General features: G+C 61.6%; 14 protein-coding genes. 6 read left to right on the forward strand and 8 right to left on the reverse strand.

Translation table 11 applies throughout. The features are described from left to right. Window positions 1–39 precede the first annotated feature (39 nt). From JNM85_02755 to JNM85_02765, 3 genes are all read left to right on the forward strand, one after another. Window positions 40–1,203, forward strand: a complete 1,164-nt coding sequence (locus JNM85_02755) for a hypothetical protein (GenBank protein MBL8086976.1) — start codon at window positions 40–42, stop codon at window positions 1,201–1,203. Between the two features lie 111 nt (window positions 1,204–1,314). Further along, window positions 1,315–2,235: a zf-HC2 domain-containing protein gene (locus JNM85_02760; GenBank protein ID MBL8086977.1), complete on the forward strand. Its 921-nt coding sequence runs from the start codon at window positions 1,315–1,317 to the stop codon at window positions 2,233–2,235. Between the two features lie 49 nt (window positions 2,236–2,284). Next, entirely contained in the window at window positions 2,285–2,962 is a 678-nt protein-coding gene (locus JNM85_02765; GenBank protein MBL8086978.1) for an STN domain-containing protein, read from the forward strand. Window positions 2,963–3,208: 246 nt separating this feature from the next. On the opposite strand, the gene JNM85_02770 is transcribed toward JNM85_02765, so the two are convergent. After that, window positions 3,209–4,165: a DUF3187 family protein gene (locus JNM85_02770; protein MBL8086979.1), complete on the reverse strand. Its 957-nt coding sequence runs from the start codon at window positions 4,163–4,165 to the stop codon at window positions 3,209–3,211. A 43-nt stretch (window positions 4,166–4,208) separates the two neighbouring features. Here JNM85_02770 and JNM85_02775 point away from each other — a divergent pair, with 43 nt between their 5' ends. Both JNM85_02775 and JNM85_02780 read left to right on the forward strand, forming a co-directional pair. Then, window positions 4,209–5,720 (forward strand): 2-oxo acid dehydrogenase subunit E2, encoded by a 1,512-nt coding sequence (locus JNM85_02775; GenBank protein MBL8086980.1) that lies wholly within the window; start codon window positions 4,209–4,211, stop codon window positions 5,718–5,720. Beyond that, window positions 5,717–6,427, forward strand: a complete 711-nt coding sequence (locus tag JNM85_02780) for a gamma-glutamyl-gamma-aminobutyrate hydrolase family protein (GenBank protein ID MBL8086981.1) — start codon at window positions 5,717–5,719, stop codon at window positions 6,425–6,427. Before JNM85_02775 ends, JNM85_02780 begins: the two co-directional genes overlap by 4 nt. Here JNM85_02780 and JNM85_02785 read toward each other — a convergent pair. The 4 genes from JNM85_02785 to JNM85_02800 all read right to left on the reverse strand — a co-directional run bounded on the left by JNM85_02785 (window position 6,419) and on the right by JNM85_02800 (window position 10,360). After that, window positions 6,419–7,687, reverse strand: a complete 1,269-nt coding sequence (locus tag JNM85_02785; protein ID MBL8086982.1) for a DUF1501 domain-containing protein — start codon at window positions 7,685–7,687, stop codon at window positions 6,419–6,421. The genes JNM85_02780 and JNM85_02785 overlap by 9 nt on opposite strands. A 4-nt stretch (window positions 7,688–7,691) precedes the next feature. Continuing rightward, window positions 7,692–9,113, reverse strand: a complete 1,422-nt coding sequence (locus JNM85_02790; GenBank protein MBL8086983.1) for a DUF1800 domain-containing protein — start codon at window positions 9,111–9,113, stop codon at window positions 7,692–7,694. A gap of 5 nt (window positions 9,114–9,118) precedes the next feature. Beyond that, on the reverse strand, window positions 9,119–9,634 hold the full coding sequence (locus JNM85_02795) for a hypothetical protein (protein MBL8086984.1): 516 nt from the start codon (window positions 9,632–9,634) through the stop codon (window positions 9,119–9,121). A gap of 72 nt (window positions 9,635–9,706) precedes the next feature. Continuing rightward, window positions 9,707–10,360, reverse strand: a complete 654-nt coding sequence (locus JNM85_02800; protein MBL8086985.1) for an ankyrin repeat domain-containing protein — start codon at window positions 10,358–10,360, stop codon at window positions 9,707–9,709. A 137-nt stretch (window positions 10,361–10,497) separates the two neighbouring features. Here JNM85_02800 and JNM85_02805 point away from each other — a divergent pair, with 137 nt between their 5' ends. Further along, window positions 10,498–11,283 (forward strand): prepilin-type N-terminal cleavage/methylation domain-containing protein, encoded by a 786-nt coding sequence (locus JNM85_02805; GenBank protein ID MBL8086986.1) that lies wholly within the window; start codon window positions 10,498–10,500, stop codon window positions 11,281–11,283. On the opposite strand, the gene JNM85_02810 is transcribed toward JNM85_02805, so the two are convergent. The 3 genes from JNM85_02810 to JNM85_02820 form a co-directional block, all read right to left on the reverse strand. Beyond that, window positions 11,280–12,869, reverse strand: coding sequence for a hypothetical protein (locus JNM85_02810; protein MBL8086987.1), 1,590 nt, complete (start codon window positions 12,867–12,869; stop codon window positions 11,280–11,282). The genes JNM85_02805 and JNM85_02810 overlap by 4 nt on opposite strands. Then, on the reverse strand, window positions 12,850–14,844 hold the full coding sequence (locus tag JNM85_02815) for a hypothetical protein (protein ID MBL8086988.1): 1,995 nt from the start codon (window positions 14,842–14,844) through the stop codon (window positions 12,850–12,852). Before JNM85_02815 ends, JNM85_02810 begins: the two co-directional genes overlap by 20 nt. 67 nt (window positions 14,845–14,911) lie before the next feature. Further along, window positions 14,912–17,809, reverse strand: coding sequence for a hypothetical protein (locus JNM85_02820; protein MBL8086989.1), 2,898 nt, complete (start codon window positions 17,807–17,809; stop codon window positions 14,912–14,914). Window positions 17,810–17,865 lie beyond the last annotated feature (56 nt).

Raw genomic sequence — 17,865 nt, forward strand, 5'->3', positions numbered from 1 at the left:
CTACGCCGAAGGATACCCGGTTCAACTCACTTGACTCTGATGCGGGGCCGTATACTCAGCCTGTTGGCCGACATGCTTCCTCCGATCACGACTGAAGAACTCGCCGCGCTCGCGCACAGCGAGGGGCTCGCGCCAATCCCCGCCAATCTGGAGCGTGTCGCGCGCGAGGTCGGTGCTGAGCTCGCACGATGGGCCTTTACCCAGTGGCAGTTGCGAGGGCGAGGCGCGGCTAAGTTCGCACGCAGCCACGAGATGCTTTTCGTCCGGGAAGCACTAGAGCAAGCCACCCACGAGACGCTCGCCGCCTGGCACAGTTCGCGTTTCTGCACGAGCGGAGTCTTTGACATGACCTGCGGCATCGGGGCAGACCTCATCGCTCTGGCTGCTCGCGGCCCGGCCTTCGGCGCGGAGTTAGACCCTGAACGCGCGCGCTACGCTCAACATAACTTGCATGTGCACGATCTCCACGCCGCCGTCCACCTGGGCGATTGTTTGCTTGTGAAGTCCGACGCCGATTGCGCCTGGTGCGACCCCGCGCGACGTGCTGAAGGTCGGAGGCTCCAGCGGATCGGTGAATACGCCCCGGACGTCGCCCGCGCTGCAGAACAGATGCGCTCGCTCCGGCTTGGCGGCATCAAGCTCTCGGTCATGCTCACTGACGCCGAACTCCGCGAGCTCGGCGGTCGCATCGAGTTTGTCAACTTCGGCAGAGAGTGCCGCGAGGCCATCGTTTGGCTGGGCGCGGACGGCGGTAGCGGATGTCACGCCGTGCACGTGGAGTCGGGTAGCACCCTAGCCACCGCCGCACCCGGCCCCGTAGCGAACGATCCCGAGAACTCCATCTACGAGGCGGAACCGGCGGCCATCCGAGCGCACGCCCTTGGTACCCTTTGCGAGGCAGAGGGGGTCCAGGAGTGGGCAGACTCCAACGGTTTTCTCACCGGCCCAAGCGGCAAGCGTTCTCCGTGGTGGACCGAGTTCCGAGTGCTTGCGGTCACTCGGCTCGATCGCAAAGAAATCCTGTCCACACTTAACATGCTCGATGCTCGGGTCGTGGCGGTCAAACCCCGGGGGCTCGATCTCGATCCCGCTCAATGGCAGAAGCAGCTCAAAGCGTCCGGGCAACGCGCGGTGGAGCTGCTCGTGACGCGACGAGGCGGGCGTCCGGTGTGCGCCCTCTGCGAGCGTATTCAAGATTTATGAGCTTCGTGCCGACAATCTCCATAGCCGGATGAGGTTTTGCCCTCAAAAAGCTGAAGCGGATTGTCAACCATGGAACTCGAAAATCTAGAGTGTCAATTAGCGCAAGCGCAGATGAGCCGGTATCTGGCGGGAGATCAGTTGCCCGAAGACACCGTTCTGCAGCTTCAAAAGCACGTCAGTGAGTGTCCGGAATGCCAGAAGTCAGCAGAAGACAAGGCAATCTCTCTGGAGACCATGCTCACCGAGGTCCAGGCCGCGCCCGTAGAAGCGCCTGCCCTCGAAGTGACCGAGAAGGCCGCTCCTGTCCCAGACCCGCTGGAAGTAAGCGACGAGGCTCTCGCAAGTGCCATGGCAGCGCTTAACCCAGAACCGGCCCCCGAACCCCAAGCAGCGGAACCAGTCGCCGAGCCAAAGGCGAAGAAAAAGCTCGCGCTGCCCAAGTTCAGTTTTTCCCTCGACGCTCTCAAGCCGATGCTTGCTTCAAACCTGAAGCCCCTCCTCCTAGGGTTCACCCTCGGGGCGGTGCTCATCGGCATGACCGCGTTCATGAAGCGCCCGACCGCTGTGCTCGGAAACAAACTCGCCACCGCCGAGCACGAGGCTCCCGCCGAAGAGAAAGAAGCAAAGCCGAAGCACGAAGCCGCCGCTGAAGAACCGGCGCATGAAGAAACAAAGGCCGAAGAGCCCGTGAAGCACGAAGAACCTAAGCACGAAGAGCCCAAAGTGGAGACTCCGAAACATGAGGAGCACGCGACTCCCCCCGCTGACGAGCCAGAGCAGAAGTACGAAGTTGCGAAGAACGACGGCGCGGTCGTCGAGAAGACCATTGAGAACGGGAAGAAGGTCGCCCAGCGGCCGGTTGTCGAGAAGCCGACACCAAAGCCCGCACCCAAGAAGTCAGTGAGCCCAAGGCGCACGACCCGCAAATTTCACTACTCCGCACCGAAGCGACGCAAACCTGCAACGAAGCACCGCACCGTGAGCCGACCCGACCCCAAACCGGGCACTGGATACGTCAAGGTCCTTGACTGAAGGCGCGTCAAAAGCCCGGGTTCACTCGTCCTCAACTGTAGTAATCGTCATGAAGAAGTTGCCATTGATCGTTCTGCTCGCACTCGGCTTGGGCTCAGCCTGGGCCAACTCCGAGCCCGTCACGAACCCTAACCCAGCCGACGAAGCTGTAAAGACCGAGGCGACCGGATTGGTGAACCTCACATCAAAGGGCAAGGACGTCCGCGACGTGCTCACTGACCTGTTCACCCAGGGCAAAAAGAATTTCGTCCTCGATCGGATGCCGCGCTCGGAGCTCTACCTGGTGCTCAACGGCCTCGACTTTGACGAGACGCTGGAGATCATCTGCCGCAATGCGAACCTGGAGTACGAAGTCCAGAACGGCATTTACTTCATCAAGCGGACCGACCCTACCAAGGTTGCCCAGCCGAAAGTAGATCCCGAGCAGCCCAAGCGGTTCCAAGGCAAGCTTTCCGATTCAGTCCTGCAGAAGAAGTTCACAACCCGCTTTGCGCGGACGGACTTCCGTGACGTCATCAAGAACATCGCCAAGCAGACGAACATCTGGATCGAAGTGGACGAAAAGCTCACCGGCCGCCTCGTCGATGCTTACTTGATCGACACGACGCTGAAGCAGGGGCTCGACATGCTCACCCAGGCCCTGGGACTGGAGTATCGGTTCACCGATAACCAGAGCATCATGATCTTCAAGCCGAATCCGAACCGGATCACCGTCCTCGACAACTGAGCCGGAAGCAACAACTTCAAGGCGTCCCGATCCCCTTAACGGCGGTCGGGATGTTTTCTTGGCGGGACCAAACTGGCAACGAACAGCCCCACTGCGCCCGCGAGCGTTAACCACATGAGCCACTGGGGTCCCCCAAGGCGGTACGTCTGGAATGCGCTGCCGACGCACAGCACCGCGCACACCCGGAGCAAAACCATGCTCACGAGGGTGGACCACTGACGCCACCGCTGGAAAAACCGCTGCAGGCTAGAACCTCTTGACCCAGCGGAAGCTGACGCTGAAGTCAGGCCCGCTGGAGGCAATCATCGGCTGGCGACGATTCACCAGGTCCTCATCCTCGCTGAATGACGCCTCCAGCCACTCGTTGTGACCGAGCTTGCGTCGGTAGCCAAAGGTCATGAGCCGATGAGCACCATTGACCGAACTCTCCGAACCGGTGATCGGTGCACGCTCACTCTGCCACTGCACGATCCACTCGTCGCGACGATTGGGAGCGAGCACCAGTGCCAACCCCTCTTGGTCCACCCACTTGCGCGCGTTGGGCAACCGCGTAGCGTGCCCCTGCACTACCAAACCGGCTTGGGCAACAACCGAAAGACGACGGTTGATTGGCTGGGTGGCGTACACCGACACTCCTGCATCCAATCCGCCCGAACCGATCAGGTTCGATGCGCTACCGGTCGGTAGCTTGATCGCTGCCCGCGCAGAAATCTGTCTGGAGAGCTGCTTGCCAACTCCCACAGTGATGTCCGAGATGCCGCTCGCGGAACCGAAACTGTACCTCCCACCATCGCGTACCACGGTGCGGCCCATTCGGGTCGAGTTGCGAACCGGGTCGCTCCAACCAAGGACATTCTTGTGCCACCCATCGATGATCGGATCCAAAAACCCGCCGCCCCGAGTGACGACTCCACCCTCGACCCACCATTCGCCCCACTGGGTGCCACGAGTGTGCCGGTACATGAGGCGTGTGGTTTCGTGATCGTCCTCCAGCGCACCGCGCCGCCGCATCTCGTTCGCAATCGAGAGTCCCACACTCCACTCCTTCTGCCCCTCTGCGCGGATCTGAGGGTCAAATGGCAGCCGCAGAAACGGCAACGCCACCGCCCGTTGATTGCGCGTATCGATGGGGGTCTGGGCACCTGCCGACGCCACCATAAGGGCGAGCAGTGCTGAGGGAGCAAACCATCTCCAGAACATCATGTCAGAATGCACTATACGCTCCAGGAAGGAGTTGAGTGCAAAGATGCCAATTGTTTCCGTTCATATTCCTCAAATTGGTGAGGGCCTTCAAGAGGCTCGCCTCGTCGCCGTCCTGAAGCAGCCCGGCGACCGCGTCCGACGTGACGAACCCATCTACCAGATGGAAACCGACAAGGCCGTCATGGACGTCGAATCTCCGTTCGAAGGGACCCTGGTTTCATGGTCTGCACCGCCCGATACTCTACTTCCCATCGGTGCTGAGATCGCCAAGATGGAAGTCGCCAGCGAGGTCCCGGCGGCAGCTCCTCATGGCCAGTCACCTGCTGCCACCGCGCCAACGAGTACCGGCGAATCGGTCGTGGCGCTGCGTATTCCCATGATCGGCGAAGGCCTGCAGGAAGCCCGCCTCGTGGCGGTGCTGAAACAACCCGGCGATACCGTCCGCCGCGACGAACCCATTTATCAGATGGAGACTGACAAAGCGGTCATGGACGTCGAATCGCCGTACGCCGGTGTGCTCGAAGCGTGGGTTGCCGAGCCAGACACGGTCCTCCCAATCGGTGCCGAAGTTGGCCGGATGCGCGTCCAGGGTGCAGTCGAGGAGTCGGTTTCATCGCACGGCCCCGCACCCTCCGCCAGCACCGGCGCTTCTCCTGCCGCGGCACGAGCGGCATCGGGCGAGCGCCGCACCGACATCCCGCCGCGCACCCGTGCGTATGCCAAGGAGAAAGGAATTACCGAGGATCAACTGCAGACGATCCCCGCCGCGGGGGCAAAGCTCATGCCCGCGGATATCGACAAGTTCCTCTCCGGCGGTGCTGCCGCCGCTTCTGGCGCGCCGGCTGCGCCCACCCTCGCGTCGAACGATACCTATGCAGAAGCAGCCGTCCCCCAGAAACAAAGGCTGCTTGCCTCGCGTCTCGTCCGCGGTTCGCAGTTGGTCGTGCCCGGCACCATCACCGTGGCCTGCCAATGGGGCGCGATGGAGGCCGAACGGGCGCGAGTAAAGGCCACCGGGGAGACATTCCAGCCGAGCGCGTTCACCATGTTTGCATTCGCGGTAGCCCGCGCCCTAGCCGACTTCCCGGCGTTTCGCTCGACCCTGATTGGGGACGACAAGCTGCGCACTTATCATCACGCCAACCTCGGCATCGCCGTGGCTCTGCCCGGTGATGAATTGGTGCTGGCGGTCGTCGATCGGTCCGACACGCTCGCCTGGCGTATGTTCGCCGACCGATGCCGCGAACAGATCGATCTCGCCCGAGGCGGCAAAGATCAAGCGAACGAGTCGGTCACACTCAGTCTCACGAACATGCAGGCGTTTGGCTTGCGCGACGCGGTCCCCGTCGTCGTACCACCGTCAGTTGGTACGCTCTTCCTGGGTGAGCCTTACACCGGCCTCGCGCAAGATTCTGCAACCCCGCAGATGTGCCGATACGTGAACCTCGCTCTCACCTTTGACCACCGTGTGATCAACGGGGTCGGCGCTGCCGAGTTCATCAACGCGGTCAGGCGCAATGTCGAAGCCATCACCAGCCTCGTGAGCGGGGCATGAAGCCGATCATTGGCATCACCGTCGAGAGCAAATTCGAGCCGGAAAACACCCGGAATCGCGGCATGCTGTCGCTCGGATACAACTACGCCGAGGAGGTGGCCAAAGCCGGGGGCGTGCCCATCCTAATCCCGCCGACCGCCGACGTTGAGGCCGTCGCCGAGATCATCGATGGCTGGCTCATTCCAGGCGGGGCCGACATCGACGCAAGCTACTGGGGCGAACCGAACCACGAGAAATCCGAACCGAACGATGGCTCGCGGGTCGAGTCAGAGCTCGCACTCTGGAAGCAAGTCTCGCCTGACCTGCCCGTGCTTGGCATCTGCTACGGCTGCCAGATGATCAACGTCGCGCTGGGCGGCACGCTTGAACAGCACGTCCCCGACCGCGTCGAGCATGAGTCGCATAGCGGCGGGACGCTCCAGCAGTACGTCCTGGACCCGTCATCGCGGGCCGCACAAGTATTGGGTACCGCCACGCCTCAAGGCAAGAGCTACCACCACCAGGCGGTTGGCCGGGTCGCCGAAGGACTCCGCGCCGTCGGGCATCATGAGGACGGCACGATCGAAGTGGTCGAAGGGACCGGTAAGCGATGGCTCGTCGGGGTGCAGTGGCACCCCGAGCGCACCCCCGAGGGCGACGACACGCAGAACCTCCTGCGCAGCTTCATCGCCGCCGCCGCCGAATTCAAAGCGCAACGCTCAAGCTAGTCCAACAGGTCGCAGCATCGAGCCTGGGAAGACGCTGCGAGCGTCCCGTAGACCTTGTCGTTGCTGGATCAGCTCGGCCAGCACGTCGCGGTAGTCCCGAGTGACTTTGAGGTCGCCCGGACCGTCTAGCTGATCGTCTTTCAGGCCGGGCCAATCTGCCAGGACTTGCCCGCCGCGGATCCCCTTGCCAAGCACAAACATCACGCTGCCCCGACCGTGGTCGGTCCCGAGTTGGGTGTTCTCATAGGCGCGGCGACCAAACTCGGTCTGCACCACGACGGTCACTCGGTGCATCGCGTCGCCAAGGTCACGCGTAAAGGCTGCGAGGCTCTTGGCGAGATCTTCGAGCAGGTACGTCAACCATCCGGCGGTCGAGCCCTGCGCTACATGGGTGTCCCAGCCGCCTTTGTCCAGGCAGGCCACTTCGACCCCGATGTCGTGTTTGATGAGAAAAGCGAGTTGTTTGAGCGACTCGCCCAAGTCACTCGTGGGGTAGTTCGCGCCGGCCGCGGGACGATACTGCTTTGGCTCCAGACGGTGAAGCGACTCCATCACGCGTAAGGTCTCGTGACCCGCGTGCGCCATCGCGTCGTTCTCCGCAGCATAAATCTCTTGCAGCCAAGCGGTGACCGCAGCCTCCTGCCCCTCTCCGGCGGTGACGAGCCGAAAGTCTTCAAGCGATTGCATTGCCAAGGCATGCGGCGCGCCCAGCAGCGCATCCGGCATCACGGATCCAAAGGCCACCGCCCGGAGCGGGCTCGTGTTCTCGCTCGGCGAGTTCGCCAAGTACCGCGTCAACCACCCGTTCGAGTTCCCATCCCGGCTTTTGGCCTGGCCCCGCTCCATCGCGTTCATGGCCTCGAAATGGCTGCGTGTTTCGTCCGCCGAACCGACCGCATGCAAGATCGCCAGATCCCCGGCCTCAAAGTCCGTCATCATCGGTCGCAGCGCCGGGTTCAACCCAAAGAAATCGCCCAGCGAAAGCGTGTCTTTCTTCGCCAGCGCCAAGGTCGGGCGCAATCGATAGTAGTCCGGATCGCCGTGCGGTACGACCATGTTCAGACCATCGGCACCACCGCGCAAGAAGATGCTCACGAGCACGGGCCCTCCCAGCTGTCCCGGCTTGACCGTGATCTGCGCCAGCGCGGGCAGCTTCCCGGCCAACCAAGCCGCAGCACCCACCCCCGCGCCTTTGAGCAGCGTCCGGCGCGACACCCCTGGCTCATATCGTCCTTCGCAAGTCATCCACGGGTCGTTCATGCGTTCATCTCCATTGGAACTCCGGGCTCATCAGGCAGAGCGCAGCGTTGAGGTCGGCGGCCTTGGTCAAGTCGAGCGATTTGTCCAGGGGTCGCGCTGCGTCTCGGGACCTCCCGAGCAGCGTCGGCACGAGCTCCTGAGGCTGGTCGATCAGCCCTAACCTTCGCCAGTTCACACTCGTGCCCGCAATGCCGTTGGCGCAGAGCGCAGATGCGAAATTCCACCGCGCCAACAGCGAGCCAGTCCAGGCATCCAGATCCGTGGGATATCCGTCCGGCATCGGCCACTCATACGGCGACTGCCCCATCGTCCGTAGCCACTGCTGCAGCGGACGTGCGCCGTCGGTCACGGCTTCTGAGCACCGTAGCGCCGAAATGAGAAAGTCCATCGGGCGCTTCACCATCGGTGGAGCGGTCAGCAAATCCTCGCTCATCAGCATCGGCCGGAGCATGCTTCGGATATCGCCGCCCGTTTCCAGATAGATGCCAGCCGTTCTTGCAACCCACTCTGCGGTTGCCACTCCGAATACGGCGCGACAGAGCTTGGTCGCGATGTTGCGTGCCGTGGCCGGGTGGTTCGACAAGATCGAGACGACTCGCCTCGCATCGGACTCCCTGCCTCCCGCGGGGATATGCACCCCAAGCACCGTCTTCGCTCCGTCGTCGTGCAAGGCCGGGTCAAACCGCAGCTGCCCCCGCGCGTGCAGAAATCGTCGCTCGACGGTCCAGCCCGTGAAGCACCGGGCTACTTCCAAGATATCCCTCTGCGTATAGCCCCCGTGCACTCCCATCGAATGCAACTCCAGCAGTTCGCGCGCGTAATTCTCGTTCGGCACGCCGCGACGGTTAAGCTGATTGTCCAGATAAACCAGCATGGCCGGGCTCTGGGTGCTCGCCAGCAACATATCGGGAAACTTCCCGAGCGCATGCTCCCGGATGACACGGTCCTCGTCCTGCGGCTTCCGGTACGCGGAGTACTCCTTCTTGGCGTCGATGTTGAAGTGATCAGTCCACACCGAGACCATCCGTTCCAACAGAGGATTCTTCCCATACGTGGCGCGCAAGATCGAGGCGCTCTGAATCTGACTGATCACCTCGTGCTGAGGCTGATCTTGCAGTTCAGCGGCCTGCATGTGCAGCGCTTCCAGCCGGACCAGCTGCATGCCGAGCGCGTCATCTTCGGGATCATTGGCCGCCAAGACCCGATCCACGTACGCCCCGCGACCCATCTGTTGGATCTGCTGGATCGTTTCGCGGTTGGGACCGAAACTCGTCCGATGCAACACCCGCAGGTCGGCGTCTGGCAGGGTCGGGGCGGGCCCAGTGTACGGCGCATGCCGAGCGGCAAGTTGCCGTGCGGGCTTTCCGCAGCCCGCCACCCCGACCGAGAGGGCCCCTAGCCCAATGAGGAACTCGCGACGATTCATGGTCCTCAGTACACAGGCGGCGCAGTCGCCTGGGCCGCAGGCTTGCCCCGGAACAGGGACCGTGTCCCTGCTCCGATCATGAGCACGAACATCGCAGGCCCCAGAAGGAACCAACCGATGATCGGCAACAGACCCATGAGCACGACGAGCGTGCTTGCCCGAGCCAAGCTCGGGAACGGTCCCCACGAGGGATCAATCGCGTGGATCCGTGTCATCAGGAGCCGGCTCAAGCCCGCTCCACCCACAGCCGCGATGCAGAGCATGGTGCCAAGCCCTGCAAAGCCGATGAGCTTGGCCAGCGGCTGCGGAACAGAAAGTAGCACCAGCGAAAAACCGATCCCCACGAATCCAGTTGCCAACCCCAACCCGACTGTTCTGCCCGGCTTGACGATGGCGGCCTGTGCGACCTCGGCCCGACTGGGAAAGAGCAGCGCCGCGACGATCATTGCCGCCCAACTGGAGAGTCCGAGCCCGGCAAAGAGCCCCATTACTGTCAACGCATCACCCATCGTGATTCCCATGATTCACCTCACTGACTGAAGTGTACGATGGGGTTGCTGCGCAGTTCGGTGGCGCGGGACTATTGGTCCCGATCAAGCGGCAAGAAGGGGCACAACGTCCCGCTTGCCCGCTGCCTGAGCAAGGTCCAGGGCCGATTGCCCGCGCTTGTTGAGCACATCTTTGGGCGCGCCGAGCGAGAGGAGCGCATGGACGAGTCCCGAGTGGCCCGCATAGGCCGCCCAGTGCAACGCCGTTGCGCCATCGCTTGTGGTCCCGGCCAGCTGTGCGCCGTTGCGCACCAGCGACAGCAGGATGCGCGAGTTTCCACTGAGCACCGCCATGTGCACTGGCCTCGCCCCACAGAGCGCTGGGCCAGGACGATTTGGGTCTGCCCGGTACTGCAACAGCGTATCCACGGTCGGGCCGTGCCCGAGCATGGCGGCAAGGCCGAGCGGCGTGAATCCGTCCATCGAGGCATCGTTCACGACCCCGGGGAACTCGTTCAGCCAACCGCGCACGACCGCCTCATGGCCGAGCACGCTCGCGGTCCACATGTCGTGCTTTGCGCCACGCGCAGCCAAGAACTCGCCCATCGCGAGCTGCCGGGCGTAGCAAGCCACCTGGATCGCGTGGCTTCCGTGGATGTCTCGGGCATCCACCAAACTGGGGTCCGACTCGATCATCGAGCGAACAAGGGAAAGGTCGCCGACGCGCAGCGCGTCGAAGTACTCCGCCTTGGATGGCATAGGGGGTTCACCTCCTGGCTATCGAATTCTGTTCCCGATTCTGCCGGGCAGTAACCCCATGAATCCCGCCAGCTTCTGAGAATTACCGCAACTCTGGCACCCGGTTTGAAGTCGCTTGTCGTACTATGAAATCTATCATGTCTTTGCGCAAGGCTTTTACCCTTATTGAGCTCTTGGTCGTCATCGCCATCATCGCCATCCTGGCCGCCATTCTGTTCCCCGTTTTTGCCCAGGCAAAGGAAGCTGCGAAGCTCACCTCGGCGACGGCACAGATGCGCCAGCTTAGCGTTTCGGTCATGTTGTACGCCCAGGACAGCGACGATTCTTTCGTCCCTGCGACGATCTACACCACCGACCCGGCTCCGTACGTGATCTGGTCGCAAATGATCTATCCGTATGTGAAGAACAAGGACATCTTCAAGGCACCGGGTACCACCGGCAAGTACGCGGAAGACTGGGCCACCAGAAACCAGCAGAACGTCGGCCTAAATGGCGCGACGGCCGTTGACTTGAGCGCAGCCGGATGCTCCGAGGGTCAAGCGGTCACCACCGGTTGTGAGGGATTCAAGACGCCAGCAAACTTCTCGCAGGCAACTGAGACTGCCCGCACCGGCCTCTTGGCGACCACCCCGCACGGCCCGCTTTCCTCGAAGTATCGCGGCTACAGCTTCAGCCCATACAATGGCACGACGTTCACTGCTGACCCACAGCTGAGCCCACCGCTCGTTTCGGATCGGGACTTGGTGGCCGAGTTGGGAGCGAGCCTTTCGCCAAGCCAGCTTAAGCCAATCTACGCACTCTACAGCGCTACCAAGAAGAACGATGGCAAGACGCCCGTCGTCTACGCTGACGGACACGTGAAGGCCATGAGCGCCAACCAGATCCTTGGCCGAGCGGGCAGTACCATCTGGCGCTTCCGCTAATCGACGAGCTTGACTGGCGGTCCGAATACCGCCTCGAACGCCCCGGCTGGCGGAACGTTTGGAAATGCCCAGACGCGCGCACCGGGGAGTTCGATCGCTTTGAGCAGGCACTCGCCCTTCAGCGGCCCACTTTTCTTCTCGGTCGCGAGCACCAGCGGCTCACCGGGCAATAAGGACGTCGCGGTGAACAGTACCGTCTCGGGTGTGCCGCTTCCCCGCACAGAGTGCATACTCAGCACCCGGTTCGGAGTTGAGAACTCGCCGAACGGGTGGTCCTTTCGGAAAATTTGGTGCCGCGACTCGCGCATTCCACCTGCCTGATCAAGCTCTAGCATCGCGTCCAGGAGTCCGGCCCGCACTTGCATCGTGGGCGACACGCCTAGCCCCAATGCCAGTGCAAGCGTCCCAGATGCTTCGGCACTGACCGCCGGGTCCAACGTGTCCCAAGCGATCCAGTCCGCTGCCGTCTGTAGCCAGTCGGACCGCCGTGCGGGAGCAACAATCTGACCAAGGAGCAAGTATGCGGCCACGAGTTCAGACGTCGTCCCCGCAGCCGAGCGCTGAAGCCCATTCGGGAAGCGCTGCGCAAAGGAGTTCAGCTCGCTCATCGCGACTTCCCGGACCGCACTACTGCGCGAGGACAGCGAATTGGCCATCGCGAGCCGCAGGACGCTCGCCGCATCGTTGAACACGATGCGCGGGAGCCCTGGGTCCCTGCTCGTGAGCGCGCGCCCGGGCAACGGTCGTACGTCGGGCAAAACGAGTTCGACGGAATCCTTCTTGAAGACCCGCGGCCCATCCGATATCGGGCGACCCAAAAGCCCCCGAACACCCACTTGCCGCGCGGACTTGTTGAGGATCAGCCGCTCCCAAGCTTGTGGCATCGTCGCGCCCACACCGTCAAATTTGAACTGCGCCACCAGCCCGTCGGCAGTCCGGTTGGCACGGACCTCGGACAACCGCGTGGAGGGCGAAGTCCACCTGGGCAGCGAGGGCTGCAGCGCTTTGACTAGGCGGCCTAGGTCGGCAGCCGTCACCGTCGGGTAACCGCGCGCACCGAAGGGCGCAATCACCCGGACCCATCCGGACAACTGCGAACCGGAGCGAATGATCCACTCGCCCGGTCGCCCATCGATCTTCATGGTCGTCAGCTGATCGGGGAAGCAAAAGAGAATCGGCGGCTGGTCGTCGCGAAAGCTCAGGGCGATGAACTTCGAAGGCGCGCAAAGGACGCCAGGAGCGACGCTTCCCTCTTGCCAGGACAGATACGGGGCACCGAGCGAGCTAACCCGCAGCGCGAACCCCGCGGTGAAGAACATCTCGAACCCCTCCGAAAACCCGGATGCGCGGAGTCGGGTGGGTGAAAGTTTGGCGGGCGCAACGGACAAGCCGCGCACTGCCAGGCGATCCCAATCTACCTTGGCGTCCCTCAACGGAAAGGCGAACTGCAGCTCGTCTGAGCGGGCGTTCGTGATCTTGAAGCCAGCAGCCGAAATCCGAAAGTCGCGGACCGGCAGCAGCGCCACGCACACCTGCACCGACAGCAAGCTCGCCGCCAGCCCCAAGCTACGGCAGGGTCGAGCCAAGAATCTCCAATCCGATGCGTCGCGTACGCTGCGACCAGCTAAGCCCCACTTCACGAATACCCAGAGTGTAGCCGACGAAGAAGGTCGAGTCGGTGAACTTGCTACCCGCAAACTGTTCGGTCGTAATGCCCGCTCCCAACCGGATGAGCGGCGTGACTCGGTAGCTCGCGTCGCCATAGCCCACCAGGCGCGCCACGCCCAAGCTCTTGTTCACATTGAAGCTTGCCGAAAGACTGCCGACTTCCAACCGCGTGTACATCGACAGCGCGTGTTGGCCCAGCAGCTTGGAGTTGAACCCGTCGTTGCGATAGTCGTACGTCAACCGAGTCGAGAGATTTCTTGCGATTTGGGTCAAAAAGGTCACTGCTCCCGTGGTGGTCAGACCCGCATTAACGTTTTTGCCATAGAGCTTGCTCACAGCGAAGCTCGCATCGACCGATGTCCGCGGCCCGAACCGGAAGGTGTTGCTTTGCAGGCGCGACCGGACGCCGTAAGCCAACTGGGTCGAGCGCTGCGAGCCGGATCGGTACTGGTTGGCGTTTGCGGTGAGTCCCGTGTAGAATCTCGCCGGAAACCTTCCGAGTGTCGTCGGATCCTTCTCCAAAGTCATGTAGTGGCTCTGCTGGGTGAACGAGACGCCGCGCAGGCTCTTGCCCAGGCTGCCGCTATAAATGCCCGCGAACCCGGTGAACTGCCGCGACAAGTTCATCGACCCAAAGACGCTTCGGTTGGCAGGCGTATCGAGCTGGAAAGTCCCCGAAGAGCGATCATCGAACCGGAAGAACTGGCGCGCCGAGAGCCCCCAATCCTTGCGGCCCAGACTCGTCACGTCGAGCCCTCCCTCCGATTCATCGCCCTTGTTCCACTTGATTTCGTAGTCCATGAAGACCCCGCGGCTCGCGCCAGAACCGACCCCGTACCGGTTACCGATCCGCATGCGCAGCAGACTCGTCTGCCCTGGACGCATGCTGGTGTAGTACGGATAGTTCACCGCGAGCTGGCTGCCGGTCATCTCAATGAACTGGTCGCTCAGAGGCGGCAATGGACTCGAGGCGCTCAGTTGGTAGTAAGGGACCCGCAAAACCTTGGTTCCCTGGTACAGCACCGCCGCATTCTGGAATTGAATCTCTCTGCGCGGAAACGCGACGATGCGCTGGGCGGTTACGAGGGTGAGCGTTTCACTCAGGTCGCGGAAGGCGAAAGTCGTCGGGGCGAGCGGGGTCCTCATCGGCTCGTTCTTCAGCCCGTCAATCGATACTGGCCCGCGCCCGATCCGTTCGGTGGTGTTCGCACGCAAGAACGGGAACCGCACACCGGGCTTCGAGATCTGCTCTATGCGCTCACCGATGCCCGTGCCGGTCTTCTCGCGCAGGTTGTAGAGGAGCTCGTCATACTCTGCCGATTCGCGACCGATCTTGATGCGTGCCTTGCGGGCTTTGACTTCGTAGCCCGGGACGCTGAGTTGCAGGTCATCGGCTTCGATCTGGATATCCCGATAGCGGAGAGTTACGCCCTTGTTGGGACCGGCAGCCTCAATGACCTTCCACTCCGAGCTGTAAACCATACTCCCGCGCGAGACGATCTCGAAGTACTCCTTCGCACTGGAGAGCTGTGCCTTGCTTTCGACAAAGTCGAAGGTCATCAGTGCACTCGCGTTGAATTCGGCAGCAGTGGCCGTGATGCGCGCTCGGCCCGGCGACGCGCTGGCCACTAGCAGTGCGCTGGCAAAACCGTTGACCGTCGTTAGGACGTTCTGTCGGAACGACCCGAGGTTCGTGTCGAAGAGGATCTGGGTGCCGTCCGGCACCAGCGCTCCGCGGTTGTCCCGCACCTCTGCTTTGATGGTAATGGTGCTGCGACCGTTGGCGACCTCGACGGTTGGGAAGGCAGTGAGTGTGATGACGCCCTCGCGCCCAAAAGCCAAGCAGACTGCAAGCGTCAGGACGAGGCAAGCGAGAATACGGGCGATCGACATGGACACTCTTAAGACGAAAGGGCGGCATCCAAAGTTGGAAGCCGCCCTTTCGATTTGTTAGGTCCGCTTAGCGGACGACGTTGATCGGAACGAACTTGCGTACTCGCTCGCCCGATGCGGTTTCAGCGACGATCTCGACCTGGTAGGCACCCGGGGCAACCGCACGATTTGCGTTATCGCGCATCTGCCACGTGGCGGTGTTCTGACCAGCTCCGTCAGCCCGGCCTCGGGTCAGTGTGTACACTTCCTTGCCCGATCCATTCAGGATGCGGATTGAAGTGTTGGCACCAGCCGAGAGAGCGTAGTTGATGCTGAACCCAGATCGCGAATCTCGACCCGTTCGGGTCACGAGCACGTCGCCGATGAGAGCTCGAGCTGCCGCGCCCGGCTGCATCTGGACCGTGAGTTCGCGAGTGCCTGGCTGATCCATGCGGAAGGTGTAGCTACCGTTGAATCGGAGGTCACGCGTCGTCTTGGTGGCCGGATCGACTACTTGCAAGTTCACGTTGCGCGGCACCGTCGAAATGTTCGGCCAAGTGACCGTCACATCGCCTGAAACTTCCGACTTCACGAGAACCTTCCATTCCTTACGGCCTGCGCCTTCGGCGAGCGACTGTGCCAGCCGGGTTGCCTTACCGTTCAGCTCACCTGCGATGCTCACTTGGAGCTTGCTATTGATGGCCGCCGGTGGCTCGACGATTGCAAGTTGCTTGGAAGCCAACGCGGTGGCGGCAACGCCCACGTAGTTGTTAGCGTCGAGACCTTGGCCATTGCGGGCCGTCAGCTGCAGTCTCCACTGCTTCTCAGTCTGCTGCCACTTGGAACCAGGTCGGTTTCCGGTCGAGCGCTCGCTATTCGGCAGGCCCTCGGAGTAAATGGCAGGCCAAGTGATTCGAATCGGGTTAAACGAGGTCACGTAGACCCAGTAACCCTGACTCGGAAGAACCTGGTCGGCCGAACCGGTCGTGAACTCGTAGGTGCCTGAAGTTGGGTCCTCTGGATTTCGCTTCCAGTAGGCCAAGCTCGAATTCACCAATCCCGAATCCACCAGCTCTTGCCAAGTGAGCGATTGCGCTGGGGAATCGTCCGCGACAGCCACGAGTTGGCTGAGGGTGACCGGATAGTTGTATGGGTTGCCGATCATGTTCCAGCCTGGCTTCAGGATCGTCACCTGACCACCGGTTGTCGCATCGGACGGCGAACTTGCACCCGAGAGCGTAAGCAGACCTTGGTCGGTCACCGGAACGATCCACAGACCGTTCGCACGGGTCGCTGAAGTCACCGGGACGTACTCGCCCAGTTCCGGCTCCCAGCGATAGGCCAGATAATCGATGCCTTGCTTCAGTCCGAGAATCGCGTCCAGCGAGCTGTCAGCGAAACTCCAGGGAAACGTCATGAAGTTCGGCCCTTCGGCAATGCGGACAGTCGGCGTTGCCGCAACGAGGATGCTTCCTTCCAACGTGCGCGCCGGACCAGTCGCAGGCTCCACCTTGAGGGTGAATGGCAACTTGCCAAATGCTGTGCCGTCGGCAACAACCGACCACGAAATGTTGGAAATCTGGTTCGGCTCAATCCGCGAGATGATCTTCGTCTTGGCTTCGCCGGTATCCAGCACTAAGCCTGAACCTTCTTTCAGCTCAAGCGTCAATCGAACGTTGGTAAGTGGGACCTCTTGATCCACCGTCGCGTACTGGTTGTCGATGTGGACGTAGATCTGCATCGGGTTGGGATCCAACCCATTGCTACCAGCACCTGTCGAGATCAGACGGGGAGCGTCAATGATCGTCGTGTAAGGATCACGGTAGTCACCCACCGACCAGGGGGATCGGATGTACTGAATTACATCTCGGGTACCGAATGCAGCAACCGCTTCCGGCTTGATGGTCTGCAGATAGGCAGTATCAGAGATGTAGGTATCCGAAACTTCCTGAATCGGATCGGCTGCTGCATCAAGAACGGGATCACCAACTCCAAAATCGGTGTAAACACGGGGAAGCATTGCGTTCCCGTAGAGCTGACCTGGCCAGCCGGGTCCGCCGTAGTCACCGATGACGAAGTGCTCAACTGGGGTGGCATCGGGCGTTTGAGGCGTTGGGTCGTTGTCAACGCGAATACCGTAAGGCGTGGATTGCCCCCACTGGAAGTTGGCGTACGACGGGAAATTCTGTCGCGAGCGAATGAACGCGCGCTGAATGCGAACGGGTTTGGTGGTTGGCGTCGTGTTGTATCCAATCCAGACCTGACCGTCAGAAGTTGGACCCTTTGCAAAACCGGACGCGCTTCCGATCGTGGTATTCGCCTGGGTGTTGCCAGCAGTATCGCCGGTATCAGAGCGCATCCCGACGAACGTACCAAAGCGCAAACCTAAGTAGAGGATGTTTGCGGTCGTATTGCGCATGCGCCACCGCATGCGTACGGCGTCACCAAGAACCCGCGTTTCGAGGTTGATATCTGCTCCGCCGTCAGCGTAGCTGGCGACAAAATAGCGCTTACTCGCGCCAACGTACCAGCCGCGCAACCCGCCCTCGCCAAAGAGCTTGAGCTTCTGGTCCGAGGCGACCGCTGGATCGGAGTAGCGGATGATCTTGGCGTATGAGAAGTCGCCTACCGGATCAAACGGGGCGCCCATGGACAACGCAATGTTGTCGTCGAAGGACGACTGCTGCGAACCGACGGGGCCCGTGAAGAAACAGAATCGGCCCGAGGCATCCATCGTACGGCTGCTCGGAGCGTAGCACGGTCCGTTCATGCCGCCCATGGTGACGGTCCCGACAACGCCCATGTTGACGTTGATAAAGTCGTTCCCAGTACCTATGAAGCCATAAGGCGTCGAGTACGGCGTCATGTTCATCGGGTCGATACACTCGTAGTACCAAAGCCCGCGACCCTGAGCGTGGGCGTGCTGCAGAGAGCCCAGCGCCACTACTCCAAAAGCGATCCATTTGCAATTGCTCATCTTGACCATCAAATCATCCTGAAAGGATGCCCCCAGCGGTTTCGTTGAGGGCATCCATGGTTATC

The organism is Chthonomonas sp. (genome assembly GCA_016788115.1).
Taxonomy (GTDB): Bacteria; Armatimonadota; Fimbriimonadia; order Fimbriimonadales; family Fimbriimonadaceae; genus UBA2391.

What these genes read in the sequence shown, in the direction of transcription:
- JNM85_02795 (MBL8086984.1), bottom strand. Translation starts at nt 9,634, where the DNA reads ATGGGAATCACGATGGGTGATGCGTTGACAGTAATGGGGCTCTTTGCC.
- JNM85_02800 (MBL8086985.1), bottom strand. Translation starts at nt 10,360, where the DNA reads ATGCCATCCAAGGCGGAGTACTTCGACGCGCTGCGCGTCGGCGACCTT.
- JNM85_02785 (MBL8086982.1), bottom strand. Translation starts at nt 7,687, where the DNA reads ATGAACGACCCGTGGATGACTTGCGAAGGACGATATGAGCCAGGGGTG.
- JNM85_02755 (MBL8086976.1), top strand. Translation starts at nt 40, where the DNA reads ATGCGGGGCCGTATACTCAGCCTGTTGGCCGACATGCTTCCTCCGATC.
- JNM85_02780 (MBL8086981.1), top strand. Translation starts at nt 5,717, where the DNA reads ATGAAGCCGATCATTGGCATCACCGTCGAGAGCAAATTCGAGCCGGAA.
- JNM85_02805 (MBL8086986.1), top strand. Translation starts at nt 10,498, where the DNA reads ATGTCTTTGCGCAAGGCTTTTACCCTTATTGAGCTCTTGGTCGTCATC.
- JNM85_02820 (MBL8086989.1), bottom strand. Translation starts at nt 17,809, where the DNA reads ATGGTCAAGATGAGCAATTGCAAATGGATCGCTTTTGGAGTAGTGGCG.
- JNM85_02760 (MBL8086977.1), top strand. Translation starts at nt 1,315, where the DNA reads ATGAGCCGGTATCTGGCGGGAGATCAGTTGCCCGAAGACACCGTTCTG.
- JNM85_02815 (MBL8086988.1), bottom strand. Translation starts at nt 14,844, where the DNA reads ATGTCGATCGCCCGTATTCTCGCTTGCCTCGTCCTGACGCTTGCAGTC.
- JNM85_02790 (MBL8086983.1), bottom strand. Translation starts at nt 9,113, where the DNA reads ATGAATCGTCGCGAGTTCCTCATTGGGCTAGGGGCCCTCTCGGTCGGG.
- JNM85_02775 (MBL8086980.1), top strand. Translation starts at nt 4,209, where the DNA reads ATGCCAATTGTTTCCGTTCATATTCCTCAAATTGGTGAGGGCCTTCAA.
- JNM85_02770 (MBL8086979.1), bottom strand. Translation starts at nt 4,165, where the DNA reads ATGATGTTCTGGAGATGGTTTGCTCCCTCAGCACTGCTCGCCCTTATG.
- JNM85_02765 (MBL8086978.1), top strand. Translation starts at nt 2,285, where the DNA reads ATGAAGAAGTTGCCATTGATCGTTCTGCTCGCACTCGGCTTGGGCTCA.